Source organism: Pirellulales bacterium, assembly GCA_019636345.1.
In the GTDB taxonomy this organism is placed as follows: Bacteria; Planctomycetota; Planctomycetia; order Pirellulales; family Lacipirellulaceae.
In genome coordinates this window covers 620910-647078 of the sequence record JAHBXQ010000003.1, presented here as the reverse complement: position 1 = coordinate 647078, position 26169 = coordinate 620910, and the positions used below count along the sequence as shown (strand labels likewise).

The window sequence follows — 26169 nt, the reverse complement described above, 5'->3', positions numbered from 1 at the left end:
TAACAGAGCCCGTTCCCTTGTTCGTTCGCCGAGTCGGCGCACCGTCGGTGCGTCGTCGGCGTCACCTGTTCTGGAGGGGGAGAACCAACTCCCGGAGGTAGCATCATGAAGCGATTGTGCGGTCTTGTGATTCTCAGTTTGGTCGCGACGCCGGCCTTGGCGGCGCCGACCCTCGACGGTACGCGCGACGCCGCCTACGGCTCCGCTTTGGCCGTGCAGACGGTCGAGACCGGGTTCGGCGACAACTTCAGCGAGCTCAACGCCGCCTACGGCGTCGTCGAGGGCGGAACGTTGTACCTGATCCTCACCGGCAACATGGAGGGCAACTTCAACAAGCTCAACATCTTCATCGACTCGGTCCCCGGCGGCGAAAACGTCATCACCAACGACACGAGCAACGGCGGCAACAACCCCACCAACGACGGCTGGGCCGGCAAGTACGCCGGGTTCACCTTCGACGCCGGTTTCGCGGCCGACTACCTGCTGATCAATCGCCGGGGCGGCGGCCAGTTCGACTTTGACTTCAACTCGGTCGGCAACGCGTCGGTCGTCGAAGCCTCGGGCAGCATCTTCGGCGGTTCGCCGACGGGCGTGAACGCGAGCGTCGGCGCCAGCGGCATCGGCGTCGCGTTCGACAACTCCAACGTCGCGGGCATCCTCGGCGGCAGCGGCGCAGCCGACCAGACGGCTGCTCAAGCCGTGACCACCGGCCTGGAACTGGCGATCCCGCTGGCGGCGATCGGCAACCCCGGCCTCGGCAGCACGATCAAGATTTCGGCAATGATCAACGGCTCGAATCACGACTACCTCTCGAACCAGTTCCTCGGCGGCTTGCCCGCCGGACAGGGGAACCTCGGCGGCGACGGCGCCGGCGGGTTCAACGGAACCGTCGGACAGATCAATCTGAATCAGTACGCCGGGAACCAATACTTCGAGGTGCGCGTGATCCCCGAGCCCGCGTCGCTGGTTCTGGCCGGCACGGCGCTCGGCGCGTTGGCGCTCGTGCGGCGTCGAAAGTGACGACGACCGGCAGGCGCGCGTGGGAGCGCGTCCCGGAACCGAAAGCTCGTCGCCCCAGCCCGCGGCCGAATCCGGCCGCGGGCCGCGGGGAGACGAAACGGAGCGACTCGCGACGCGTCGCCGCCCCGTCTCGTATCTCGCTTAAACCCTATCTTCGAATGCGGCTTTCACGCCAACGACGCACGCCCGACCCCGACCGCGCGTCGTTCGCCTGACAATCGCCTCGTACGCACTACTAGCCAGAGGAAACGAGTCCTATGTCGCAACCCTTTCGCATCGCCGGGAAGCGCCGCGCGTTCACGTTGGTCGAGTTGTTGGTGGTGATCGCCATCATCGGCGTGCTGGTCGCCCTGCTGTTGCCGGCCGTACAAGCGGCGCGCGAGGCGGCCCGACGGATGAGCTGCGGGAACAACCTGAAGAACCTCGGCTTGGCCTGCATCAACTACCTCGATACGAAAAAGACGTATCCCACGAGCACGTCGCAATGGGCGTTCGAGGTCCGCAGCGTCGATTGCGCCGCAAGCTCGACGCCGGTTACGCTCCAAGTCCCGGCCCCCTACGGCTACAACGGCCAAGGGTGGCTCGTGGGGATCTTGCCGCAGCTCGAGCAAACTGCGACCCACGACCGAATCGTCAATCAAATCAAGCAGGACAAGAGCTTCGGCGCCCGCGCAACCCGCGGCACGGGACTGGGGGCAATGGAGGTGCGAGATCTCATCGGCACGCAACTGCCGGTGCTCACCTGCCCGTCGGACGATTCGGCCAAGCCGTCGGAAGAACAGTGGTACTGGGACTCCGGCGGAGTCTCGACCGCGACGACCAGCTACAAGGGATGCGTCGGCGACACGCTCTTGTCCGTCGATTCGGTCCCCTGCAGCACCAACGTCGATCCTCCGGCAAGCGCTCAAACCGGCTCGCCCGACGTCCACAACTCAGCTTCGAACAACGGCCTTTTCCAGCGGACCAGCTTCTTCGCTCCGATCAGCGGGCGGATGGTCGGCGACGGGACGAGCAATACCTTCCTCATCGGCGAAGGGGTCGTTCAGCAAGACTACCACTCGGCGGCGTTCTTCTCCGACGGCGATTGGGCCACCTGCGGTCTGCCGCTCAACTTCTTCATCACCGGCGTCACGGACCAGGATATTAAGGTCCGGTACTGGTACAAGACGCGCGGGTTCAAGAGTCTGCACCCCGGCGGATCGCAATTCGTGATGGCCGACGGGTCCGTCCACTTCGTCCAGGAATCGATCGACACGCAGGTATATCGCGGTTTGTCGACCCGGGATCGGGGCGAAGTCGTTTCCATCAATCAGTAGTCGCCGAGGTCGACGCCATGCGACCCGAACTTGTCGCCATGAATGATCTTGAGAAAGCCGCCCTGGCGCCGCCTGCCGGAATCAGCCTGCTGCGATCGCTCGTCGCGGCCACGATGCTCGCCTTGGTCGGCTGCGGCGGGGCGTACGACGCGGTCGTCACCGGCGAGGTGCGACTCGATGGCCAACCAATCACCACTGGCGCCGTGGCGTTCATTCCCGCGGCGGGAGGACCGACCGCCTACGCCCAAATCGACGCCAACGGACGCTACGACATCCACACCGGCAAGGAGCGCGGCCTCCCCTCAGGCAGCTACGGCGTGACAGTCGTCTCGCGCGAGCCGCCGGCGACCGAACGATCGAAGACCGGCGGCCCGCCCCCCCCCGGCAAAGCGTTGACCCCCGAATGGTACGCCCTGGCTCAGTACTCGCCGCTGAAGGTGGACGTGAAGCCCGGCAAGAACGACGTCCCCTTGGAACTGACCAATCAAGCCCCCGCAGGTTGGACGCCGACGCGGCGTCCGCGGTAAGCCGAGTTCGCCGCCTTCGTTTTCGAATCGGCGGCGTCGACTTTGACAGGGATCGCTCTGTCCGACGGACCTCGAAGTACGCCCGACTCTAGCACGACCTCAATGATGCCGCTTCTTCTTCCCAACTTGCGACGGCTTGCCCTGCGATTTGCGGGACTCGCGATCGCGGTCGCTGCGACGACTGCGGTTGAGTCCGCGGTCCGCGCCCAGGACGCGTCGCAACCGGCGATTCTTCAATTGTTCGAGGCGAAGTGGACCGTCGTCGAGGACCGCATGGCCGACGTTCACAACGTCGGGTACGGACGACTCTGGCTCCCGTCGCCGCATCGGGCCGATACGGGGGGCTTTTCGGTCGGATACGACGTGTTCGATCGGTTCGACCTCGGCGGGCCGCGCAACGAGACCCTGTACGGAACCGAGCAATCGTTCCGCACGCAGCTTGCCGCCGCTCGCAACGCCGGGGTGAAAGTCGACGTCGAGTTGATCTGGAACCACAACGGCTTCGGCGATTCCACCGACCCTTCATTCGTCGCCTTGGGGGGCTATCCCGGGTTCGTGATGACGAGGCCCGGCGACCCGTTCGGTGATTTCCACGACCCGGCCGCCTCGGGCACGATCGAAGGGCGACTCGCCGGGTTGGTCGACATCGCTCAGGAAAAGAACTACCAGTTCATCCGCCACCCGATTGAGGAAGGGAATCCGCAGAACATCCCCGCGGGGACTGCCTACAACAAGCCGAACCCCGCCAACGCCCGGTTCTATCCCGATCGCGACCTGCCCGGGGTTACGCTCACCGACCCCGCGCTGGGGGGGACGGTCACCCGCTACAACTTCAACCTGGCCGACCCGCTGGCGGGCGATCCGATTGCCGAGAACGCCACGGGGCTGCTTATGCGGAACGCCCAGTGGATGGTCCAAGAGATCGGCGTCGACGGCTTCCGTATCGACGCGGCCAAGCACTTTCCCACCTGGGTCCTCAACTACTACGACCAAGCGGTGTTCGCCGCGAACCCGCGGCTGAATCTCGACGGATCGATCCAACCGGTCTACGCGTATTCCGAAATCCTCGACGGCAACAAGGCGGCTCTGCAGCCGTACATTCGCCAGAATTTGCCGAACCGCCACGCGATTTCGCCCTCGAACACGACGGTCGGCGGCAATCGCGATGCGCTGGATTTCCCGCTGTTCTACGCCATGCGCGACAACCTGACGGGCAACGGGCTGGCGAACAACTGGCACAACATCCGTCACGCCAGCCAGGACATGCACGACGACGGCCTGAACAACGGCAGCCAAGGGGTCGCGTTCGTCGACAGCCACGACAACCTGGGGGGCGGATTCCCCTTTCTCAAGAACGTGGCCTACGCCTACACGCTCATGCGGCCCGGGCAGGCGATCGTGTATCTCAACGCCCGGCAGTTCGGCGACAACCGCGACTTTCCCAACGACGGCAAAGACGACGCCCTCGGCGGTTTCTACGGCGACACGATCGCCAAGCTCGTCGAGCTGCGCAACTCGCACGGTCGCGGGAATTTTCACGAACGCTGGATCGACGACGCGTTCAACCCCAACGGCTTCTCGAACGTGTACGTGTACGAACGACAGAATTCGGCGGTCGTGGGACTGAACAGCCGCAACGATTCGGCCGTCGAAACTCGCACCGTGCAGACCAGCTTCGCCCCCGGGACCGTGCTGGTGGAACTGACCGGCAACGCGGCCGACCCGACGGTCGATCCGGGCGGAACCATCCCCGACGCCGTCCGCGTGAGCGGCAGCGGACAAATCCCCGTGAGCATCCCGGCCAACCACGGCCACGGGCGGGGATACGTCGTCTACGGCGTGGCGCCGCCGCAGGGGACGTTGTCGCTCACCAACGTGGCCTCGACCATCGGCGGGGCGACGCCGAGCGCCGCAAACAACGGCACGGCCCGGCTGGCGAACATCGACGTCATCACCACGGACACGTTCAAGGTGCGACTCGACACGGTCCCCGTCACGCTGCCGGCGCCGGCGGGCGAAACCAACCCCGTGCGCGACGTTCACGCCGACGGCGACTTCGCGGTGCTCAAGATCAACGGCGGAATCAATCTCAACGGCAACTCGGGGGTCGACTACGTCACGCCGGGGAGCGTGACTTACGGCTTCGAGAACTTCGCCGACGTGAACTCCCCCGGGTACGTCTGGGACGGCAGCACGAATGTCGGCACGGGGCACGGCGTGTTCGAGCAGACCATCGACGTCACCCAACTCGCCGAGGGACGCCATTACCTGACGGTGCGGGCGTTCCGGCATCGCAACTCGTCCAGCGGCGGCGACGGCGGTCCCGCGGTTTACGCCGACTTCACCAAGACGATCTACGTCGACCGGTTCAAGCCGGAAGCGGAATTAGTGAGCTTCGCTCCGTTCGCCACGAACCCCAACAATCAGGCCAATCGCGATCTCATCGTCAAGTCGACCGACGGCACGGCCAACCAGATGCACTTCTTCCTCGATCTGCCCGCGGGAATGTCCGAGGGCCAGATCCTGTCGATGGCCCAGATGGGCCAGGGGACGGCCGGGTTCTACGATCGCGACTCGTTCATCCGCGGCTTCACGGGGGTGCGCGGCGGCAATCACGCCGTGACGGTCGTCACCTACGAAGAGTCGGGCAACTACAACGTCCAGCGCATCGCAGGCGTGCCGTCGCCGTTCAATCCGTTCATCGGCCTGGGAGCCGGATTCGGGGACATGAACGGCAACGGTCTGCTGCAGGTGAACGACATCCTGGGAATCGGCAACAACTCGTTCGAGGACGTCCTCTACAGCCAGAACTCCAAGTTCAACGCCGCTGCGGACGTGGACGGGGACGGCTTGATCACGAATCTCGATCTGTTTGACCTGGGCGTCGAGCTGGTCGCGGCGGGCGCACCCGCGGCCACGCTCGACGCCTACGGCACGCTGCTGTTGAAGCGGGGCGACCTCAACGGCGACGGGTTCACCAACGCCGCCGACGTCGCCGCAATCTACGCCGGCTTGGGGCAGAACGACTGGCTCCGCGATCTGGACGCCGACGGCGTGGTCACCGTGGCCGACGTCGAAACGATGGTCACCCGGATCCTCGGCGCCAGTCCCGGCGACTTCAACCTGAACGGCTTGGTCGACGGGGGCGACTTCCTGGCTTGGCAGCGCGGGTTCGGCGGCGGGACGCAGTTCGTCCACGGGGACGCGAGTTTCGACGGTGCGGTCGACGGCGCCGACTTGGCGATCTGGCAGGCCCAATACGGGCAACCCGGTTCGCCGGGAGCGAGCGCCGCGACGGCCGCCGTGCCGGAACCGGCCGCCGGGGCGCTCGCGGCGTGCGCGACCGGCGGAGCGCTGGCGATCGTTCGTCGCCGGCGCAAGGCGCACTTCGCAGCAAGCATGGCGCATTGATTTGGCACAGCGCGGACCACGACAGGCGGAGATCGAAGGAAGTTTTGACGAAAGAGAACGCACTTACTCAGAGGGGCGACCGGCGGAACACCCCGTCGAAGCGCGGCGGCAAACAACGGTCGCATTTTTACCAGGAGACGATTCGATGAGAGACGGCAGCAATTGGCGACGGACGGCTTTCGCATTGGCGACGGTCGCGGTCGCCGCGGTTCCCGCCGCGGCGCAGATTACGATCGACGGCACGGCCGACGCGGCGTACGGCGCGGCGTTGTCGATCCAGAACACGAACACGCAATTCGGCAACAACACGAATCCCGACCCGATCGTCAGCAGCGGCGGTTCGGAAATCAACCAGGTCTTCGCCACGGTGGCCAACGGCCGGCTGTACGTGACGATTACCGGCAACCTCGAGGCCAATTTCAACAAGATGGAAGTCTACATCGACAGCAAGTCGGGGGGCTTCAACACGATCAACGGCGCCAGCCTCGTCACGCAGGTCGACGGCTACTGCTGCAATCTCAACGGCGGCGACCCGCCGAATCTGCCCGATCCGAACAGCGGCGCCTTGCAGCGGCAGAACGGGCTGACGTTCGACGCCGGGTTCGAGGCCGACTACTACCTCACCTTCTCGCGCGGCGGCGAGAGCACCGGGCCTTCGCTCGGCTACAACGACGGCGTCGGATTCTACGCCATCACCGCCCACTACGCCGACCTGCAGGGGGGGACCAAGCAATCCCTCGGCATGCAGTTGGCGTACAACGGCCTGCCGAACGTGTTGCGCGGTCCCTTGGGCCCTGATTTCAACAGCGATCAGTTGGTCGGAGGCGAAGATTTTCTCGCCTGGCAGCGCGGCTTCGACCAGTTCGACGGCACGACCACCTTCGCCGCGAAAGCCGACGGCGACAGCAACGGCGACAGCCTCGTCGACGCGACGGACCTGGCCAATTGGCAAGGAGATTATGGACGCTCGCCGCAACTCGGCGACTACGCGTTCAATCCCTACAACGGCGGTCCTTCCTCGGAGTCGTTGCTCGGTCCCGCCCTGCCGGGGCTCAGCCAGGGTCAATTGATCGACCAAGCCTACGCCACCACGCTCGGCACGGACGGCGACACCGGACAACTCCTCGCCCGCGAATTGGCGTTCGTGCTGCCGCCCGATTTGGACAATGACCCCGACAACAACTCCAACCGGCGCGACATGCTCAACACGGTGGGACTCGAGTTGGCCTACAACGACTCGAACGTCGCCGGCGTCTCGGGAGACAGCCCCTACACGACTCCCACCGCGGGCGATCCGGAGAACGTGACGACGGGGCTCGAGTTCTCGATCCCCTTGTCCGCGATCGGTTCGCCCGGATCGAGCGACGTGATCCGCATCTTCGCGTTCATCAACGGCGGCGGTCATGACTATGCGTCAAACCAGGTCAGCGGCGACGGGATTCTGGACGGCAATCTCGGCGGCAACGGCTTCGGCGGGTTCACCGGGGACTTGTCCGGGGTGAACATGAACGACTTCGCCGGGAATCAGTTCGTCTCGCTCGCCGTGCCCGGGCTGCCGACGTTGGCGTCGGTTCCCGAGCCGGGGTCGATCGTCCTGATCGGCTTGGCGATTTGTCTGACCGGTTACGCGCGCCGTCGCGCGTAACTCGGTGCGAGGAGGTCGTCGCTTTGTTTGCGACGGCCGGACGTCGACGGGGCGGCCGCGCACGCTGGGGGCAGCGGCGGTCGCCCCGTTTTTTTGCCCCCAGGCCGGCGGCGGCGCCCGATCGGCTGCCGCGTTCACTCTCCCCCGGAATCCCCGCCCAAGTGCCGTGACCTACACACTTTCATCCGCCTCGCGTCGGCCGCTGACGAGATCGACTTCGCGATTGATGAGCGGGGGTCTGGCTTGGCCTGCGCTGGCCGCCTTGCTGCTCGGCTGCAGCGGCAAGGCGGACCCGACAGGTTCGGACCTGGCAAGCGAAGCCGCTGCGACCCCTGCAAGCGAAACAGCGACCGTCGCGCCCGGCAACAACGCGGTCGTGAGCGAGAAGTTCACGCCGGTCGCCTTCAGCGAAGCTCCGCCTCTGCCCAACGTCCCAGGCTGGGCGGCGGACGCGGTGTTCTATCAAATCTTCCCCGAGCGCTTCGCCAACGGCGACTCCGCGAACGATCCGACGCGCGAGTCGCTCGAGTTCCCCGAGTTGGTTCCCGACGAGTGGACGATCTCCCCTTGGACGAGCGACTGGTACGCCCGGTCTGAGTGGGAACGCCAAGCGGGCCCCAGCTTCTGGGACAACGGCGTGTTCAACCGCCGCTACGGCGGAGATCTGCAAGGGGTGCTCGACAAGCTCGACTATCTGGCGGACCTCGGGGTGAACGCGTTGTACTTCAACCCCGTGTTCTACGCCCGCAGTCTGCACAAGTACGACGGAGCGTCGATGCATCACGTCGACCCGTATTTCGGCCCCGACCCGGCAGGCGACTTCGAACTCATGTCCGCCGAGACGAGCGACCCGGCCACATGGCAGTGGACGGCGGCCGACAAACTGTTTCTCAAGGTGCTCGCCGAGGCTCGTCGCCGCAACATGCGCGTGATCATTGACGGGGTGTTCAACCACACGGGTCGCGACTTCTTCGCGTTCGCCGACTTGCGCGAGAAGCAGGCCGAGTCGCCGTATCGCGACTGGTACATCGTGCAGCATTTCGACGACCCCGCGACCCCGGGGAACGAGTTCCGCTACAAGGGCTGGTGGGGGATCGACACGCTGCCCGAGTTCGCCGATGCGCCAGGCGGCAACGACCTCCACCCCGGCCCCAAGGCGTACCTCATGGACGTGACCCGCCGCTGGATGGACCCCGACGGCGACGGCGACCCGTCCGACGGGATCGACGGTTGGCGACTCGACGTGGCCAACGAGGTGCCGATTCCGTTCTGGAAGGATTGGAACAAGTTGGTCCGAGAGCTCAACCCGCAGGCGTACACGGTCGCCGAAATCTGGGAGGACGCCCGCACGTTTCTGACCGAGGGGGGATTCTCGGCCACGATGAACTACCACGCCTTCGCGTTTCCAGTGAAGGGGTACCTGATCGACGGCCGGCTCACCCCCCACGATTTCGGCCATGAGCTGCAAGTGCGCCGCCGCGAGTACCCGCCGGCGATGCAGTTTGCCTTGCAAAACCTCGTCGACTCGCACGATACGGACCGCGTAGCGTCGATGATCGTCAACCGCCCCGGCGACGAGCCGTACGTCAATCCCGACCGGTTCGACTACGACGTCACCGAGCGAGTTTCGCCCCGCCACTACGGCGAGTACAAGGTCGGCGCTCCCGACGAGACCGCACGGGCGATCCAACGAATGACGGTGTTGATGCAAATGACGTACGTCGGCCCGCCGATGGTTTACTACGGCGACGAGGCGGGGATGTGGGGAGGAGACGACCCGTGCGCTCGCAAGCCGATGGTCTGGCCCGAGTTGACTTACGACCCGGAGGTCGGCGACCCGCACGACCGTCCCCGCACCGCCGATCAAGTGGCGTTCGATCGCTCGTTGCACGACTTCTACAAAGCGGCGATCGCTCTGCGCAACTCCCTCCCCGTATTGCGGCGCGGTTCCTTCACGGCATCGACGGTCGACGATCAGGCGAAATTCTTCGCCTTCCTCCGCAGCGACGGCGACCGGCACGTGCTGGTCGGCTTCAATCGGGGGTCGCGCTCCTACGGCTGGTCTCTGCCCGCCGAGCCGGCTGCGGAGTGGAGCCTGGCGCTGGCGACCTCGCCTGAGGCCGAAGCCAGCGGAGCGGTCGGCCGCGTCGTCAAGGTTCCTCCCCTGTCGGGAATCGTGCTGGTGAGCGAGGGAGAACCGCTCTAGTGCTTCGTCATCCCGAAATCTAGCCTGTGTCAAAGCACGAGCGCTTTGTCAGCTGTCAAAGCACTCGTCGCGCAACCATGACGACTCGTCTTCTCGGATCGCCGCCGCTTCGCCTCGCGCTTTGTGGGGCGCTCGTCGCGATCCTTGCGCCAGCGGTTGGCTGCGGCGGCGGGGACCAGCGCCGCGAACTGCGGCTGTGGCACCAGATGCGGCCCGAGGATCGCGAGGTGCTCGACGCCCGGTTGGCGGAGTTCCAGCGACTGCACCCCGAGTTTCGCGTCCGGGCTCTCTACAAGGAGACCGAGGAGCTGCGCAGCGGGTTGGTGGCGGCGACGCTCGCCCAGTCGGGCCCCGAGATCGTCTACGGCCCGTCCGACGTGTTGGGGGTGTACCATGCCATGGGCGCCCTGGCCGACATGTCCCCTTGGCTCGACGACGCTGAACTGGCGAAGTTCGATCACCGTTCGCTGATTCGCATGCCGGCCGAGGACGACGACGCCGAGCCGCCGCTGGTGTTCGTCGGCGATCGGTTCGGCAATCATCTGGCGCTCGTGTACGACAAGCGCCGCATCCCGAACCCGCCGACGACGACCGACGAACTGCTGAAGCTCGCCAAGGCGAACACGGTCGACGAGAACGGCGACGGCGAGCCCGACCGCTACGGACTGGTCTGGAACTACACGGAACCGTTCTTTGTGATCCCGTTTCTCACCGGCTACGGGGCCTGGGTGTTCGCCGAGGAGCAGCCGGAGTCGGCCGGAGAAGCTTCGGACGGGGAGTCGGCCGTCGCGGCGACGGCCGTACACGCCGTGCCGGCGCTTGACGCCCCCGAGGCGGCCGCGGCTTACCAGTTCGTCGCCGACCTGCGAACCAAGCACCGCGTGCTGCCGCGGAGCGCCGACTACGAGGCCGCCGCCGAGTTGTTCCGCAGCGGCAAGGCGGCCATGCTCATCGACGGCGACTGGAGCTGGCAAGGCTACATGACCAGCCCCAAGATCGACGCCGCGGTGGCGGTGCTGCCGACCTGCTCGGCGACGGGGCTCCCCCTGGCGCCGATGGTCGCCCCCAAGGGGTACAGTCTCACCGCATTCGCCCGTGGCGCCGCAGCCGACGATGCGATGTCGCTCGTCGAGTTTCTCACGAGCGCCGAGACGCAGGAGATCTTCCTCCAGCGGCAACGAATCCTCCCCTCGCGACTGGCCTTGCGCGAGTCGGCGGAGTTTCAGTCCGATCCGCTGCTGACCGCCTCGGTCGCGCAAGTCGAACGAGGTCGACTCATGCCGACGGCGGTCGAGATGCGAGCCGTGTGGGATTCGATGCGTCCGGCGTACCAAGAACTGATGGCCGGCAAGCTCGCCCCCGCCGCCGCCGCGGCGAAGATGCAGGCCGAGGCGCTGCGGCAATGCGCCGCGCTGACTAACGTGGCGCAACCGGATGCGACCGCCCCGTTGGTGTCGCTCGCGGGACTCGCGCTGCTGGTCGGAGCGGTCCTCTGGCAACGGCGAGCGCTGGCGGACCTGGGACGCGATCTGCGGACGAATCCGCTCGCCTACGTCTTCGTGCTCCCGTCGCTGGCGGTCATTCTGCTCACGGTGCTGTTTCCGCTGGCCTACAACGTAGTCCTGTCGTTCACGAACATGTCGCTGGCGTCGCTGCGCGACTGGCAGGTCGTGGGGCTGGGAAACTACGCCGCGATGCTGTCAGGCGAGCAGGCCGGCAGGTTCTGGGGCGTGCTGTGGGTCACGATCCTGTGGACCGTGATCAACGTCGCGCTGCACGTCACGCTGGGGGTGCTGCTGGCGGTCGCTCTCAACGGCCCGGTGCGGGGCAAAGGGACCTACCGGCTGCTGCTCATCATTCCCTGGGCGGTCCCCGCGTACATCACGGCCCTCACTTGGCGGGGAATGTTCGACTTCGATTTCGGCGCGGTGAACAACCTCGTCCGCGACGTCAATAATTGGACGGGGCAATACGTCGATTGGCTGCAACTGCCGGTGGTGAACTGGCTGGGCGAGGCGGGTCCCGCCTTCGCGGCGTGTCTGGTCGCCAACGTCTGGCTGGGGTTCCCGTTCATGATGGTGATCGCCCTGGGCGGATTGCAGGGGATCCCCGCCGAGTTGTACGAAGCGGCGCGGATCGACCAGGCGAGTCGCTGGCAGCAGTTCCGCAATATCACGCTGCCGCTTCTGAAGCCCGTGCTGCTGCCGGCGATCACGCTCGGCGCCGTCTGGACCTTCAACAACCTGAACGTCGTGTGGTTGGTCTCCAACGGCGGCGAGCCGGCCGACAAGACCCACATCCTGGTCTCGTACGTCTACAAAGCGGTGTTCAACCTGTACCAATACGGGTACGGGGCGGCGCTGTCGATGGTGATCTTCTTGCTGCTCTTGGCGTTCTCGGCGCTGTTTCTGCAGCGGACGAAAGCGGCTGAGGGAGCGTATTGATTGGCGAGCGGCGACGCCGCTCGCGGCTGAGACGACATTCTTGTATTCGACTGCATTCGGTTCAATTCCTCATGCCTGAACCCAGACGCATCTCGTTTGCCCGGCATGCGATCCTGCTGACGTTCGCGGCGATCGCGCTGTGGCCGGTGCTCGACGTCGTGTCGATCTCGCTGCGCCCGGGAAACCAGTTGCGCACGACGAATTGGCAGTTGATCCCCGACGACTGGACGCTTGATTCGTACAAGCGACTGTTCACCCGCGAGAGCGAGTCCGACGCAATGCCGGTGTTCGTCCGCTGGCTGCTCAATAGCCTGTTGGTCTCGACGGCCGTGACCGCGACGGGGGTGGCTCTCGCGGCGATCGGCGGGTATGCGTTCAGCCGCTTCCGCTTCGTCGGCCGGGGGGCGATGATGACCTCGATCCTGGTCACGCAAATGTTCCCCGCGACGATGCTGCTGTTGCCGCTGTATCTGATGATCGCCAAGCTGGGACTGATCGACACGTACTTGGGGCTGTGCGTGTTCTACGCCTCGACCGCCCTGCCCTTTTGCGTGTGGCAAATGAAGGGATTCTACGATACGATTCCCGCCTCGCTCGAAGAGGCGGCTCGCATCGACGGCTGTTCGCGCTGGCAGGCGTTCACCAAGGTCATCCTCCCCTTGGCCGTGCCGGGGCTGGTGATCACGGCGCTGTTCAGCTTTATGAGCGCGTGGAGCGAGTACCTGGTCGCCGCGCAGATCCTGCAGGAAAAAGAGATGTTCACGCTCCCCTTGGGGCTGAAAAGCTTTCAGGCGAGCATGTCGACGCAGTGGGGCTTGTACGCCGCCGCGTCGCTGCTGGTGAGCGTGCCGGTCGTGGTCGTCTTCGTCGTACTGAGCAAGTACCTCGTCAGCGGCCTGACGCTGGGGTCGGTCAAGGAGTGACGAACGCGAGCCCGCCGCCGGCAAGGCAGGATGTCACGTCTATTCACACAATTCACCAATCTCCAATCACCTGCTCCCCATGGCCTCTGTCGCATTTCGTCACATCGAAAAATACTACCCCGACGGCTTTCACGCCGTGCACGATCTCAATTTGGAGATCCGCGACGGGGAGTTCGTGGTGCTGGTCGGCCCGTCGGGGTGCGGCAAGAGCACGACGCTGCGAATGCTGGCCGGTCTCGAGGAGGTTTCCTCCGGCGATGTGCTCATCGGCGACCGCCGCGTCAACGACGTCGAACCGGGGCGGCGTGACATCGCCATGGTGTTTCAAAACTACGCTCTCTACCCCCACATGACCGTGCGACAAAACCTGGGCTTCGGCCTGAAGATGCGCCGCACCCCCAAGGCCGAAATCTCCCAACGGGTCGCCACGGTCGCCGAGACGTTGGGGATCACCTCGATGCTCGATCGCCGTCCGCGGGACATGTCCGGCGGCCAGCGGCAGCGCGTCGCCTTGGGCCGGGCGATCGTCCGCGATCCGCAGGTCTTCCTGTTCGACGAACCCCTCTCCAATCTCGACGCGAAGCTGCGCGTGCAGATGCGGGCCGAGATCGCGGCGCTCCACCGCCGGCTCAAGACGACGATGATCTACGTGACCCACGATCAGGTCGAAGCAATGACCCTGGGCGAGCGGATCGTGATCATGAATCACGGCGTCGTGCAGCAAGCCGACGCCCCGCTGGAGCTCTATCGCCGCCCCGCGAATCGGTTCGTCGCGGGATTCATCGGCAGCCCCCCGATGAACTTCCTCAAGGGCGACCTTCACGACGGCGAGTTTCGATTCGCCGGGGGGGGACTCGCGTTGGGGGATCGCCGCGCAAACGGCCCCGTCGAGTTGGGGGTTCGCGCCGAGGACTTGTCGCCCCACGGCGACGGACCCGCCCTGCCGGAGGTCGTCATCGATGCGGTCGAGCAAATGGGGCACGAATCGATGGCGTACTTCCAACTCGCGAAAGCCCCCTTTGCGATGCGGTTGGCGGCCGATCACCCCCATCGCCCCGGCGACCGCGTCGCCCCGCGGCTGCGGCCCGGCCAGTGGCATTTGTTCGAGAACAACGAACACGGAAAGCGGATGAACTGAGATGAACTTGCCTGACGCCCTACGGATCCGCTCTTCGCGGGATGAAGGAAAACTCTGCAGTGCGACGGACACGACGAGCACGACCTTCGCATGGCGATCGTACGTCGCTGGCAGTACGTCGTTGCGGTTCGCGGCGACGCTGCTCAGGGCCCTGACGGCATGCCTGGGCGGGTTGGCGCTGGTCGCCGCGCCGGCCTGCGCACAGGCGCCGATCCACGTCGGCTTTCTGTGGCATATGCACCAGCCGATTTATTACCCCGGCGAGAACATCACGCAGACCGACGCCGCGGGTCGGTTCTCGTTCAGCGTAACCGACGTCCACAACCAACGGCTCGGGCCGTACACCACGTGGCCGCGCAACGCGATCCAATCGGGCCTGTCGCTCCCGCATCTCGGGGCGCAAGTGTCGTTTTCCGGCTCGCTGATCGCGAACCTCAATCAGTTGGAAGCGACCGGAGTGAACGGCGGCCAGTGGAACAACTGGGAGGGGGCGTACAAACAGGCCGCTCAGTGGGATACGTCGCTGGGGAACCCGCGGCTCGATCTGGTGGGGTTCGGCTACTACCACCCGCTCATGCCGCTGTTGGACGAACGCGACATGCGGATGCAGATCCGGCTCCACAAGCACGTCCACGAGCAGACTTGGGGGCCGAACGTCCCCTACTCCAAGGGATTCTTCCCGGCCGAAACGGCGTTCTCTACGAAGATGATCCCCGCGCTCGTCGCCGAGGGGATCGAGTGGACGATCTTCGACAGCATCCATCTCGAGCGAGCGACGAGCGGCTACCCCCACACGAACTCGTCGAACTTGTACCCGCCGAACCCAGCGGACCAGATCAACCCGGCGTTGCCCGCGAACCAGTGGGTGCAGCTCAACAACTTGTGGGCGCCGAGCAAGGTCGCGGCGCCGCTGGCCTATCGGCCCCACAACGTCCAGTACGTCGATCCGAACACCGGCCAGATCCAGACGATCGTCGGCGTCCCCGCCGCGCGGTACGAAGGAAACGAAGACGGCCGCGGCGGGTTCGGCGCCCTGCAGTACGAACAGGTCATGGAGCAATATCGGCAGCTCAACACCGATCCTGCCCGGCCGATGTTCGTGCTGCTGCACCACGACGGCGACAACTTCGGCGGCGGCAGCGAGTCGTACTACCACGGCAACTTCCAAAACATGGTGTCCTGGGCCGCCGGCAATCCGAACTACGACGTATCGACCGTGCAGGACTATCTCGATCGCTATCCCGTGCCGGCCGGCGACGTGGTGCACGTCGAGCCCGGTTCCTGGGCCGGCGCCGACAACGGCGACCCCGAGTTCAAGAAATGGCTCGGCGACCCCGGCCCCAACGGCTGGAGTCCCGATCGCAACTCGTGGGCGGTCCTCACCGCCGCCAAGAATCGCGTCTACACGGCCCACGACATCATGTACGGCGGGCCCGACGCGTTTCCGAACATGCAGAACGTGATGACCTCCAGCGGCAACGCGGTCGAGCGCGGCTGGAGCTATTTGCTGCAAGCCCAGGCGTCGGACTACTGGTACTGGGACGGCACGGAGATCTGGGACTCCGACGTCACCCGCGGCAGCAACTTGGCGGTGCAGCAAGTCGATCCCTATCTGGCGCCACGACTCGCCCAGGACGCCACGCCGCCAAGCGTGTTTCAGCCGCAGCGCGAACACTACAACCCCGGCGGGTTCGAGTGGTCGCCCAATCGCCTGCCGAGCGACTTCGAGGTGTGGACCTACGCCTACGACGTCAGCGGTCTGCAAAGCGTCACGCTCAACTACCGCATCGACGCCGATGGCGTGAACCCGATCTCGTCGACCCAAAACGAGACCTACGCCGGCGGCCCGGAAGTCGGCCCCTGGACGAGCGTCACGATGTCCTCCAGCGACGTGGCGCCCCCGGCGGGCATCCTCACGCCCACCTATCGGGCCCTTCGCTACGGCGCCATGGTGACCGGCGTCGAGGACGCACTGGTCGACTACTACGTCGAGGCGATCGACAACCTGGGGAACGTCGCCCGGTCCGAGATTCAGCACGTCTACGTCGGCACGGGGGCGAGCGGCCCCGGCGGCGACGCCGTGACGCTCAGCCCCGACCCCGCGATCGCCGGACAATCGGTCACGGTCTCCTACGATCCGCTGGGAGGCCCCCTGGCCGGCGCCTCGACGGTGAACATGCACTACGGCTTCAACGACTGGCAGACCGTCCATCCAACCGACGTCGCGATGACCTGGGACGCCGACGTCCAGCGATGGACCGTCGCCGTGCCGGTCAGTTCCCACGCGACCCAGTTCGACGCGGTGTTCAACAACGGCGCCGGAACATGGGACAACAACGGCGGCCAGGACTGGCACTTCGCCGTCCAGGGCGCCGTGCAACCGGGTTTCACGATGGACGGCGTGCTCGACGCGTCGGCCGTGGCGATCGCCGGCAACGGCGGTCGGCAGTTGTACGTCGCGCTCCAGGGGACGACCCTGTACGTCGCCACCGAAGACGCCGGCCAGGGGAACGACGTGTTCATCTTCCTCGCCGAGCAACCAGGCGCCCTGCAAGCCGCCCCGTGGGCCAAGTCGGGGCAGGTCGCCGGGTGGAGCGCATTTCTCGCCGACGAGAACGACAACGACTACGAAGGATGGTTCGACGCCCCGGCCGGTTCCCAGGCCGCAACCGGCGCCAACGGCGGCGTCCTCGAGGGAACGATCGACCTGGCCGCCGAGTTCGGCAGTCTGCCGACCCAGATCTATCTGGCGGTGGCCCACTACGCCACGGCGAACGGCGGGGCGCTCGTCTCCGCGCTGCAGATCCCCGCGTCGCTTGACGCCAACGGCAATCTTGACGCGAACGAGTTCGTCGCCTTTGCGCTGCTCGCGCCGGAACCGGAGGACTTCAACCGCGACGGCATCGTCGACGCCGCCGACCTGGCGACCTGGCAAGCCTCCTACGGCCCGAGCGCGGGCGCCGACGCCGACGGCGACGGCCGCAGCGATGGGGCCGACTTCCTGGCCTGGCAGCGCAAGTTCGGCGCGAGCGCCGCAAAGGCGGCTTCGACAGCGATTCCCGAGCCCGCCGCATTCATGCTGGCCGGTCTCGCTGCGGCGATCGGGGCGGTCGCACGGCGTCGACAAACTGCGACGATGCTCATCCCTCAGCAAGCAGACCAACCATGATCATCCGTCGACTCGCGGCGATCGGCGCACTCGTCGCGGGGCTGGCCGGCGCCGCCCGTGCGCAGGCTCCCCCCGATCCGAACTACGTTCGGCAGCCGCTGTTTGGCTCGTACGCGGAGTTCCGCGGCGAGATCGACCGCATCGCCGGCGTCGCCGATCCTATGGCGCGGACTGCGCAGCTCGACGCCCTGTGGTCGCAACTGCGGGCCGCGGGGCAGGTCCCCTACGCCCAGGGGAACCGCGCGGCGTTTCTCTATCGGGGCGCCGCCAGTTCCGTCTCGTTTCCGGGAGACGTCAACGGCTGGAACGCATCGTCCAGCGCCGTGCGCGCCACGCAAGTCGCGGGAACGAACCTGTGGATGTGGGAAACGACCCTCCCCCCCGACGCGCGGCTCGATTACAAGATCGTGCTGGGGGGGTCGAACTGGATCCTCGATCCCGCGAATCCGCTGCAGATGTGGAGCGGCTTCGGCCCGAACTCCGAACTGCGGATGCCCGACTACCAGTACCCGCGCGACACGGTGCGCGCCGCCGGACTGGCTCGCGGTGCGCTGTCGCCGAACGTCACGCTCCCGAGTCCGCAGCTCGGCGCCTCGATCAACTACCGCGTCTACACCCCCGCCGGATACGCGGGCGGCGAGCTTGCGAACCTGCCGGTCGTCTATGTCACCGACGGGCACGAGTACGCGGCCGATCACATGGGAAGCATGACCGCGGTGCTCGACAACCTGATCGCCGACGGACGCATTCGTCCGACGATCGCCGTCTTCATCGACCCCCGCGACCCGACCACCGGCCAGAACCGCCGCGCCGAACACTACGTGCAGAACTCGCGCTTCGCCGCGTTCGTGGCCGACGCGCTCGTGCCGGCGATCGACGGCGAGTATCGCACCGATCCCGCGGCCGCGGCGCGGACGATCCTGGGAACCTCGCTCGGGGGGCTCAACTCGGCCTACTTCGGCGCCCAGCGGCCCGACGTGTTCGGCAACATCGCCGTGCAGTCGCCCGCCAGCTTCGGCAGCTTCGCCCCGGGGCTGCTCGACGCCTATCGCACGCAGCCGCTCGCAGATCGACTGCGGCTGTTCGTTTCCGCCGGCACGATCAACGACGGCGCAGGCGGGCGCCAGTTCGCCGCGGTGCTCGCGGAGCGGGGCTACGACTTCGCTTTCGTGGAGTCCAACGAAGGGCACTCCTGGGGGCAGTGGCGCGGGTTGCTCGACGACATGCTCGTGCATTTGGTCGGTCCCGCGGCCGCGATTCCCGAACCGGCGACGGCAGGGCTCGCCGGGGCCGCGATGGCGTCGCTCGCCTGCGGGCGTCGACTCGCGGCCTGTCGTCGCGGCGGCTTCGCCGACCCCGATTCATGCAAACCGGCCCGCCCCTTGCGCCGCGTTCGAGCGCGGTGATAAGCTGTGCGGACTGGCGGGAGATTGCTCGACTTGCCGGCGGCGACCGTTCGATGATGGCGGAGTACGGCCAGGGACGGCCGACATCGCTAGCATTGCCGGCGCCCGTCGTAACGAGCGCCGTTTGAGCAAGGATGCTCCCCGTGCGGCCTCGAGCGCGACTCCTCCCCGATCAGATCGCGTTGCGCGCCGCGGCCTTGGCCGTGGTCGGCGCAGCAGCGGCGTATCTGCTTGTCCCCGACGCCTCGCCGCTGCCGAGCGTCGACGCGCAGGCTTGGACCGCTGCTGATGCCTCGTCGACCCGGCGCTCCGTCGTCGCGACGCCTGTCGTCGACGACCGCGCGACGATGTCGACGAAGGTGCAGTCCCTCCTCGCCGAAGGAGGCTGCCCCGGGTGGATCGCGGTGGCGAATCACCCCGAATGGCTCGAACCGACGACCGACGACGCCGAGCACGGCGACGCGGCGCCTCCTGCAAATCTCGTCCCGCCCGGCGCCGTGCGCCTCGCGTCGGAGCGCCGCAGCGACGCCGTCCCGCGGGTGAAGCACCCTGTCCCGCTGCGCCTCGCCGCGCGGCCTTCGGCCGAGATTGCCGGCGAGGACGACGAACTGCTCGCCGCGGGCGAGGACTTGCTCGCCGAGGAAGACGATCTGCTCGACGGAGCCGACGATCTGGTCCCCTTGCCGCCGGTCGACGACCCGCCGGCGCCCCGCCCTGAATCGCCGGTCGATTCTCCAGCCGCGCTCTCCGAGGACGCCGACGAACTCCTGACGCCGGACGAGGACTTGCTCCTGTCGACGCCGAACGAGCGGCCGGCGGCTGCAACATCCAATCAACAACCGTCGACGCCGGCTCCGCCCAAGAGCGCCGCGGAATCCAGCGACGACGACTTGCTGACCGACGAGGACGATCTCCTGACGCCTCCGGTCCCGTTGCCTCCGGTCGCCGAACAGCGGCAACCGCAAGCCTCGCCGACTCCCACGCAACCGCCGCCGGAGAATCGCGGCGTTCCGGTCGCGCCGACGCCCCCGGGGCCCCCGACCGGTTCCGCCTTCGCGCACCCGCCGGCCAACGTCCCGAATCCGCACGCCGGCTCGAAGCCGGCCGCGCCGCAAACGCCGCTCGAGCGGTGCGAGTTCGTCGCCCAAAGTCGCTACCCCGCGGCGACCGAGTGCCGCGCGTGCCATGAACAGATCTACGACGAGTGGGCCATGTCGAGCCACGCCTACGCGTTCGTCTCGCCGATGTTCCACAAGTTCGAGCAGAAGATCAACGACGTCGCCCAGGGGACGATCGGCTACTTCTGCTACCGCTGCCACTCGCCGGCGGGGACGGAACTGGGGATCTCGCGCGCGGCGCCGTTGTGGGAACTCCCCCAGGTGGCCCGCGAGGGGGTCACCTGCGTCGCCTGCCATCGCGTCAACGAATTCTACGGCCGCACGAACGGCGAGCGGCGAATCGTTCCCGGCGACGTCTACGACCCGGTCTACGGCACGATCGGCGGGCACGGCGTCGCGGAGGCGATCTCGCGCAAGGACGATCTCAAACTCAAAACCTCGCCCGACGAAAAGGGCCCGGGGCAGCCGATCCACACCGCCGGCTTTTACAATCCGCAACTCGCCACGAGCGACTTCTGCATCACGTGCCACCAAGTGGCGGTCTTCCCGGGGATCAAGCTCGAGGTGGTGTGGGAGCAATACCGCGCCAGTCCCGCGTGCCAGAAGGGAATCCGCTGCCAGGACTGCCACATGGGACGCATCCCGGGCGTGCCGAGCGGGTTCGAGGTCGGCCCCGCCGCGGTGGTCAACAAGAAAAACGTCGGCGAGAACCGCAAGCACTCGAACCACGTCTTCTACGGCCCCGGGTACTCGATCGCGCACCCCGGCATATTTCCCTTCAACCCGAAGGCGTACCGCTGGACGATGCGCGAATGGCTGCTGTTCGACTGGCGCGCCGGCTGGGGGACCGAGGAGTTCGAGGACGCGGTCGACGCCGGCCGCATCCACGTCGTGTTCCCCGCGGAGTGGAAGGAATCGGACGACCGCTGCGACGCCCGCGAGATCATCGAGGACAACCTCAAGCGGCGGGCCAAGAAGGATCAGCTACGGCTGGCGGTCATGGAGAACGGCTCGCACGTCGACGGGCCGTTCTTCAAGCGCCAACCTGTGCGCGGGCAGCCGCTGGAGTTCGAGTTCATCGTCGCCAACACCAACGAGGGGCATAACCTGCCGACCGCGTCGCTTGGCGCCCAGCCGCAACTGTGGGCCAACGTCGTGCTGATCGGTCCGCGCGGCAATCGACTGTGGGAGACCGGCTACCTCGACAGCCTGGGCGACCTGGCCGACATCCACTCGGTCGACGTCCGCCGCAAACGGCTCGCCTTCGACGCCCAGTTGTTCAACCTGCAGACAATGTTCCTCATCACCGGCGCCAAGGGGACCGATCGCGAGTTCTTCCTGCCGGTGAACGTCGACATCGACCAACTGCCGTTCATCCGCCCGGGGGCGCAACCGATTTCGGTAATCAACCATCCGCCGTTCATTCGGATGGAAGCCCGCTCGCTGCCGCCGCTGGGGTCGCGGCGCGTGCCGTACAAGGTCCCCGCCGAACTGATGGGCGAGCCCGGCCATTACCGGCTCAGTTTCCGGATGCGCAGCCGACTGGAACCGCTGTACTTCATGCGGTTCTGCGACGCGACCCCCGAGATGCAACGCGCGATGACCGAAGGAATCCTCGACTTCCACGAGTCGAGCATGGAATTCTTCGTGCCGTGAGTCCAACAGCAAGCCGCCCCCCGCGCCCGCCAGAACGCTTTCGCAAGCCCGCATGACGACCTGCTCCCGCCGACGCCCGCCGACGCCTCGAAGCGCGATCGCCCGCCGATTGCCGCCGGCAGTCGCATTGGCGCTGGCCGCGCTCGTCGGGCCGCTCGCCGTGCGGGCCGAGGCGCAGCCGTTCGGCGAGCCGTGCGCTCCCTATGGACCGCATCCGGGCGTCGCGGGGCCGGGGTTCCAGCGGTCGCTCGGGCGCTCCAGCCCGCTGGCCCCGTACGCCCCGGGCGAGGTCTCGATGCACGCCCCGGCGTGGGACATGCACCCGGCGCCGAACCCTGCCCCCAACACGTCCGGCGCTCACCCGCCGCTGATCGTCCCGCAGCCCCATCGGCACGACCCCCGCGCCTGTGAGCGCGAGTACCAAGGGGGCGACTTCACCCCTGATCCGCTCCTGGGGCAATTCTACTGGGACGCCTGCGGCGAGCTGGGCGTCTACGGCGACAAGCGCCTCAACCCCAACCAGCGCCCCTGGGTCGAGCTGTTCACCCCGCTGTACGACACGGGCCCCTGGGATCCCTCCGGGACCTGCCTGGGCGTCACCAACCCGACGCACCCCAAGTTCTACGTCTACGGCGACTTCCGCACCGCCGCGGCTTACAACCGAAACGTCGGCAACGGCCAAACCGTGTGGGCCAACCGGCTCAATCTCGACATCGATTTCTGGCTCACCGCGACCGAGCGGTTCCACATGTTCTGGGGCCCCTTGGACAAGGGGCAGAACTTCAGCGGCATCGTGTTCGACGACGGCGACAGCGAGGTCCAGGAGTTCTTCGACGTCTGGGACCCCGTGACCGACACGATGTTCATCGAGGGGGACCTCGGGTGGATCCTCGGCGGAGCCAACGGCACGGGGCCCCCGTTCGATCTGCCGTTCGCCGCCGGGTTGATCCCGCTGGTGCTGCAAAACGGCATCTGGCTCGAGGACGCGTTCGTCGGCGCCGCGGCCACGATCCCCGCGCGCAACAACCCGGTGTGGGACTGGGCCAATTTCGACACGACCTTGTTCGTCGGGTTCGACCAGCTCACCTCGCAGGCCTTCGGCGCCGATTCGGCCGACGCGACGTTCGTCGGAGCGACCACGTTTATCGAACGCCGCGGCGGCTACATCGAGCTCGGCTACGCGCTGGTCGACGACCCCCGCGATCAGGGCCGCACCTACCATAACGTGGGGATCAGCTACACGCGGCGGTATTTGAACCTCGTCAGCAACTCGCTGCGGCTCATCGCCAACACGGGGCAAGGGGGCGTGCGCGACCAGCGGACCGCGGACGGGTTCCTCGTGCTCATGGAAAACAGCTTTCTCACCTCCAACCCGTACAACGTCATCCCCTATGTGAACCTGTTCGCCGGCTTCCGCCAGCCGCAGCCGCTGGGGCGGTTGCAGGGCCCGCTGAAAAACACGGGCATCAACTTCGAGTCGGACCTTCTCACGGGGTACCCGATCCTCGACGACTCGGGCAACAACACGTTCGGCGGGGCCGTCGGGGTCGACCTGCTGGGCCGGGCGTTCGATCGGCAACTCATCCTCGAAGGGGCGTTCGTCCAGGCCCACGGCGACCCGACCTTCCGCCGCGCCCCCGGCGACCAGTACGCCGTGGGAGTCCGCTGGCAGCGCCCGCTGTCGAACTCCGTGATCCTCCGCGCCGACGCAATGCACGGCTGGCTGGAAAACGCCAACGACGTCAACGGAGCGCGAATCGAGGTGCGGAAGAAGTTCTGAGGAAGAGCCGGCAGTCAGCCGTAGAATCACGGGCTGTGAATCGCAGAGTGCACGGAGCCCGCCCCCCCGCGCAGTCCCAAAGCCCAACGTGAGTGGCATTGGGCGCTAGCCCCCGATGAAGCGCAATCACGCGCTACGTCAACTCGATCATCTTGGCCCACGTCAAAGCACCAAGCCGCGCCAACCGTCCACCGGCGGCTAGCGCCGTCCGCTCATGGCGCCGCGCCGCCCCTTGCGTTCGTTGTACGCGATGCGGCGGCCAAATTCCGGCAGAATCCCGCGGAGGCGAGAGTTGTACAATACGAGCCGCCGCAGAGAAGCAGCCTCGCGGTAACGGCAGACTGCGCGACGTATTCAACGCCCCAATCGCGCCGAGGCGAACCGACTCGGCGCCTTGCCCGTCAAGAAGTACGGCGCCGCGACTAGCCGAGTCGATCGAGCGGATCGTCCACGAAGCGCTCGCCGTCCTCGCCTGATCCGCCGCGATCCGCCGACGGCTGCGAACCGCCAACCTATTGGAGCGGCTCCACCGTGAACTGAAACGTCGCACCTCGTCGCTAGGTGATATCGATGACAGTACGGGTGCCGTGCCTCAACGCCGACCATTCGAAGAACGATGCGCCACGAGCACCGCCGCGACTGCTAGAAGCATCAGCGGCTTCGGTTCCGGGACTGCTGTAGTTGTGGCAGAGGCAGCCGCAATTCCGAAATTGCGCTGCCAAGCAAGGAAGTCGGAACCGTCAGTAGCACCGTTGAAGTCCGCGTCTGACAGCCCGTCGAAACCGCCGTAATCGCCCTGCCAACTATTGAGATCTGTGCCATCAACGTTGCCGTCGTCGTCGAAGTCGCCCGGCATATTTGAGCCGACCCACCAAGCGAGACCATAATCCCTCGCACCGCCAGCCTTGTGATGAACAACGATCTCATATTCCCCAGGGTCGAGCATGCCGAATATATGTTCCACGTTGTCATCTACGCTGTAAGAACGAAGGGCAACAAAACCATAGGGGTCGGGCTCGCCCGCCAGAACGACAAACAAGTCAAGATCGTCTGCGGCTATCGAGCTTGAGAGGAAGTCATCCGTAAAAGCATAGTTGTTGGGAGTTCCGGCGACATTGATCTTGTCAGTCGGTCTGTCCCATGCCAAAGTCACCGCGATGTATCCAGAAGTTGTCACGCTTAGAGGATACCTATATTCCGAAGACAGGCCGCCTGACTCTCCGAAATCCCAGCCTATGCTGGGAATGGATTCCAGCGAATTCCACTCACCGCTCCGGTATTGCCGCAATGCTCTAGCGGCATTGAGATGGCCCGCTCCCATCTGACTGTCCAGCGACATCTGATCATTCGAGAACGCATCAGTCTCTGTCCAGTTTCTTCCCAGATTGTCCAGAACTGTCCTGGCTGATCCATGAACGCCCGCAAGTTTGTCCGCAGAGTTTAGCAAAACAGCCTTAATCACTTCGTGTCGTCGAGCATTTGAAGAATCCCAGCGGGGAGCATCGTCGATTTGGAAATTAGCAAATTCGTGAAGCAGTGCGACAACGCCGGTAACGTGCGGAGCAGCAAAACTAGTGCCAGTTCTGGTAGTGTTGGGGTTTGTCGCGCCGTTGCTTGGCACAGCAATGTCAACCCCAGGCGCCAGGAGGTCCACCGACACTCTACTGCCTTCGGCGTCATCATACCCCTCGTTGTCGTTTCCGGATTCGACCTGAAGAAATACGCCGTTCACTTGTTCCGAGCGGGCGACTGTAACGCCATTGAAATTATCAGAGGGGAGTCGTTGCCCGGTAGAGTCCTGAACGCCTGCGACAACATTAAGAACATCGAATCTTTGAGCAATCCAATCTAGTCCGAGAGTCACCAACGAATTGCCATCAGGTGCAACGTTTGCGTTGAGGGGTAATTTCCCCCAACTATGGTTAATGGCTCGAATCTGTTGCTGCGTTCCTTGTGGAAACAGTTTGGCTAGGTATTGCGTAGTGATAATCACTTCGCTATACCCAGGCGAGATTCCTGGATCCACAAAACCAGAGGAATGCAAGCCGGCATTTGACGACACGCTTTTCGGTGCGTCGTCTTTCCCGATCATTACCCCCGCCACAGAAAGCGAATGGTACATAAGCGTGGAAATATCGAGGTTCGGCGTTGGCGCGATACCCGCCTTCGTGACGGTCGTTGTTGGGGCTACAAATTGATTTGACTCGTCATCGTCATCGGTACCCCGCAACGGCACCCGATCAGGTTCAACTTGGCCGATATTGACCCCCGCACCCGTCAATACTTCGCCGTCGGGCCGCATGAGCCCGATCGATTTGATACCATTGGGGCCAACGCTTTCTGAGCTTGCTTCTGCGTGATTTTGTGCGCCGATCAGCAATGCAAGCACGCAAACCAAGGTTCTCATTAC

The 26169-nt window shown here is 65.7% G+C and carries 14 protein-coding genes; 13 read left to right on the top strand and 1 reads right to left on the bottom strand.

Annotated elements, in window-relative coordinates; translation table 11 throughout:
• Nucleotides 1-105 precede the first annotated feature (105 nt).
• From KF688_10395 to KF688_10335, 13 genes are all read left to right on the top strand, one after another.
• Entirely contained in the window at nucleotides 106-1020 is a 915-nt protein-coding gene (locus KF688_10395) for a PEP-CTERM sorting domain-containing protein (GenBank protein ID MBX3426078.1), read from the top strand.
• A gap of 257 nt (nucleotides 1021-1277) precedes the next feature.
• Nucleotides 1278-2336: a DUF1559 domain-containing protein gene (locus tag KF688_10390; GenBank protein ID MBX3426077.1), complete on the top strand. Its 1059-nt coding sequence runs from the start codon at nucleotides 1278-1280 to the stop codon at nucleotides 2334-2336.
• A gap of 17 nt (nucleotides 2337-2353) precedes the next feature.
• On the top strand, nucleotides 2354-2863 hold the full coding sequence (locus KF688_10385; protein MBX3426076.1) for a carboxypeptidase regulatory-like domain-containing protein: 510 nt from the start codon (nucleotides 2354-2356) through the stop codon (nucleotides 2861-2863).
• A 105-nt stretch (nucleotides 2864-2968) separates the two neighbouring features.
• On the top strand, nucleotides 2969-6274 hold the full coding sequence (locus tag KF688_10380) for a hypothetical protein (protein MBX3426075.1): 3306 nt from the start codon (nucleotides 2969-2971) through the stop codon (nucleotides 6272-6274).
• Nucleotides 6275-6419: 145 nt separating this feature from the next.
• Nucleotides 6420-7919 carry a PEP-CTERM sorting domain-containing protein gene (locus KF688_10375; GenBank protein ID MBX3426074.1) on the top strand — a complete coding sequence of 500 codons (1500 nt, stop codon included), beginning with the start codon at nucleotides 6420-6422 and terminating at the stop codon, nucleotides 7917-7919.
• 226 nt (nucleotides 7920-8145) lie between these two features.
• Nucleotides 8146-10125: a DUF3459 domain-containing protein gene (locus tag KF688_10370; protein ID MBX3426073.1), complete on the top strand. Its 1980-nt coding sequence runs from the start codon at nucleotides 8146-8148 to the stop codon at nucleotides 10123-10125.
• A 77-nt stretch (nucleotides 10126-10202) separates the two neighbouring features.
• Complete coding sequence (locus KF688_10365; protein MBX3426072.1) at nucleotides 10203-12569, top strand: extracellular solute-binding protein; 2367 nt, start codon at nucleotides 10203-10205, stop codon at nucleotides 12567-12569.
• A gap of 71 nt (nucleotides 12570-12640) precedes the next feature.
• Nucleotides 12641-13492 (top strand): sugar ABC transporter permease, encoded by an 852-nt coding sequence (locus KF688_10360; protein MBX3426071.1) that lies wholly within the window; start codon nucleotides 12641-12643, stop codon nucleotides 13490-13492.
• Between the two features lie 79 nt (nucleotides 13493-13571).
• Nucleotides 13572-14630, top strand: a complete 1059-nt coding sequence (ugpC, locus tag KF688_10355; protein ID MBX3426070.1) for a sn-glycerol-3-phosphate ABC transporter ATP-binding protein UgpC — start codon at nucleotides 13572-13574, stop codon at nucleotides 14628-14630.
• A 1-nt stretch (nucleotide 14631) separates the two neighbouring features.
• Nucleotides 14632-17799, top strand: a complete 3168-nt coding sequence (locus KF688_10350) for a PEP-CTERM sorting domain-containing protein (protein MBX3426069.1) — start codon at nucleotides 14632-14634, stop codon at nucleotides 17797-17799.
• Nucleotides 17796-19205, top strand: coding sequence for a hypothetical protein (locus KF688_10345; GenBank protein MBX3426068.1), 1410 nt, complete (start codon nucleotides 17796-17798; stop codon nucleotides 19203-19205). Before KF688_10350 ends, KF688_10345 begins: the two co-directional genes overlap by 4 nt.
• Nucleotides 19206-19348: 143 nt before the next feature.
• The gene (locus KF688_10340; protein MBX3426067.1) at nucleotides 19349-21979 is read left to right on the top strand and encodes a cytochrome C; all 2631 of its coding nucleotides are present in this window, start codon (nucleotides 19349-19351) and stop codon (nucleotides 21977-21979) included.
• Nucleotides 21980-22031: 52 nt separating this feature from the next.
• The gene (locus KF688_10335; protein MBX3426066.1) at nucleotides 22032-23759 is read left to right on the top strand and encodes a hypothetical protein; all 1728 of its coding nucleotides are present in this window, start codon (nucleotides 22032-22034) and stop codon (nucleotides 23757-23759) included.
• A gap of 592 nt (nucleotides 23760-24351) precedes the next feature.
• On the opposite strand, the gene KF688_10330 is transcribed toward KF688_10335, so the two are convergent.
• Nucleotides 24352-26166: a S8 family serine peptidase gene (locus tag KF688_10330; protein MBX3426065.1), complete on the bottom strand. Its 1815-nt coding sequence runs from the start codon at nucleotides 26164-26166 to the stop codon at nucleotides 24352-24354.
• Between the last annotated feature and the right edge of the window lie 3 nt (nucleotides 26167-26169).

What these genes read in the sequence shown, in the direction of transcription:
- KF688_10365 (MBX3426072.1), top strand. Translation starts at nt 10,203, where the DNA reads ATGACGACTCGTCTTCTCGGATCGCCGCCGCTTCGCCTCGCGCTTTGT.
- KF688_10390 (MBX3426077.1), top strand. Translation starts at nt 1,278, where the DNA reads ATGTCGCAACCCTTTCGCATCGCCGGGAAGCGCCGCGCGTTCACGTTG.
- KF688_10350 (MBX3426069.1), top strand. Translation starts at nt 14,632, where the DNA reads ATGAACTTGCCTGACGCCCTACGGATCCGCTCTTCGCGGGATGAAGGA.
- KF688_10335 (MBX3426066.1), top strand. Translation starts at nt 22,032, where the DNA reads ATGACGACCTGCTCCCGCCGACGCCCGCCGACGCCTCGAAGCGCGATC.
- KF688_10345 (MBX3426068.1), top strand. Translation starts at nt 17,796, where the DNA reads ATGATCATCCGTCGACTCGCGGCGATCGGCGCACTCGTCGCGGGGCTG.
- KF688_10330 (MBX3426065.1), bottom strand. Translation starts at nt 26,166, where the DNA reads ATGAGAACCTTGGTTTGCGTGCTTGCATTGCTGATCGGCGCACAAAAT.
- ugpC (MBX3426070.1), top strand. Translation starts at nt 13,572, where the DNA reads ATGGCCTCTGTCGCATTTCGTCACATCGAAAAATACTACCCCGACGGC.
- KF688_10375 (MBX3426074.1), top strand. Translation starts at nt 6,420, where the DNA reads ATGAGAGACGGCAGCAATTGGCGACGGACGGCTTTCGCATTGGCGACG.
- KF688_10370 (MBX3426073.1), top strand. Translation starts at nt 8,146, where the DNA reads ATGAGCGGGGGTCTGGCTTGGCCTGCGCTGGCCGCCTTGCTGCTCGGC.
- KF688_10385 (MBX3426076.1), top strand. Translation starts at nt 2,354, where the DNA reads ATGCGACCCGAACTTGTCGCCATGAATGATCTTGAGAAAGCCGCCCTG.
- KF688_10360 (MBX3426071.1), top strand. Translation starts at nt 12,641, where the DNA reads ATGCCTGAACCCAGACGCATCTCGTTTGCCCGGCATGCGATCCTGCTG.
- KF688_10395 (MBX3426078.1), top strand. Translation starts at nt 106, where the DNA reads ATGAAGCGATTGTGCGGTCTTGTGATTCTCAGTTTGGTCGCGACGCCG.
- KF688_10380 (MBX3426075.1), top strand. Translation starts at nt 2,969, where the DNA reads ATGCCGCTTCTTCTTCCCAACTTGCGACGGCTTGCCCTGCGATTTGCG.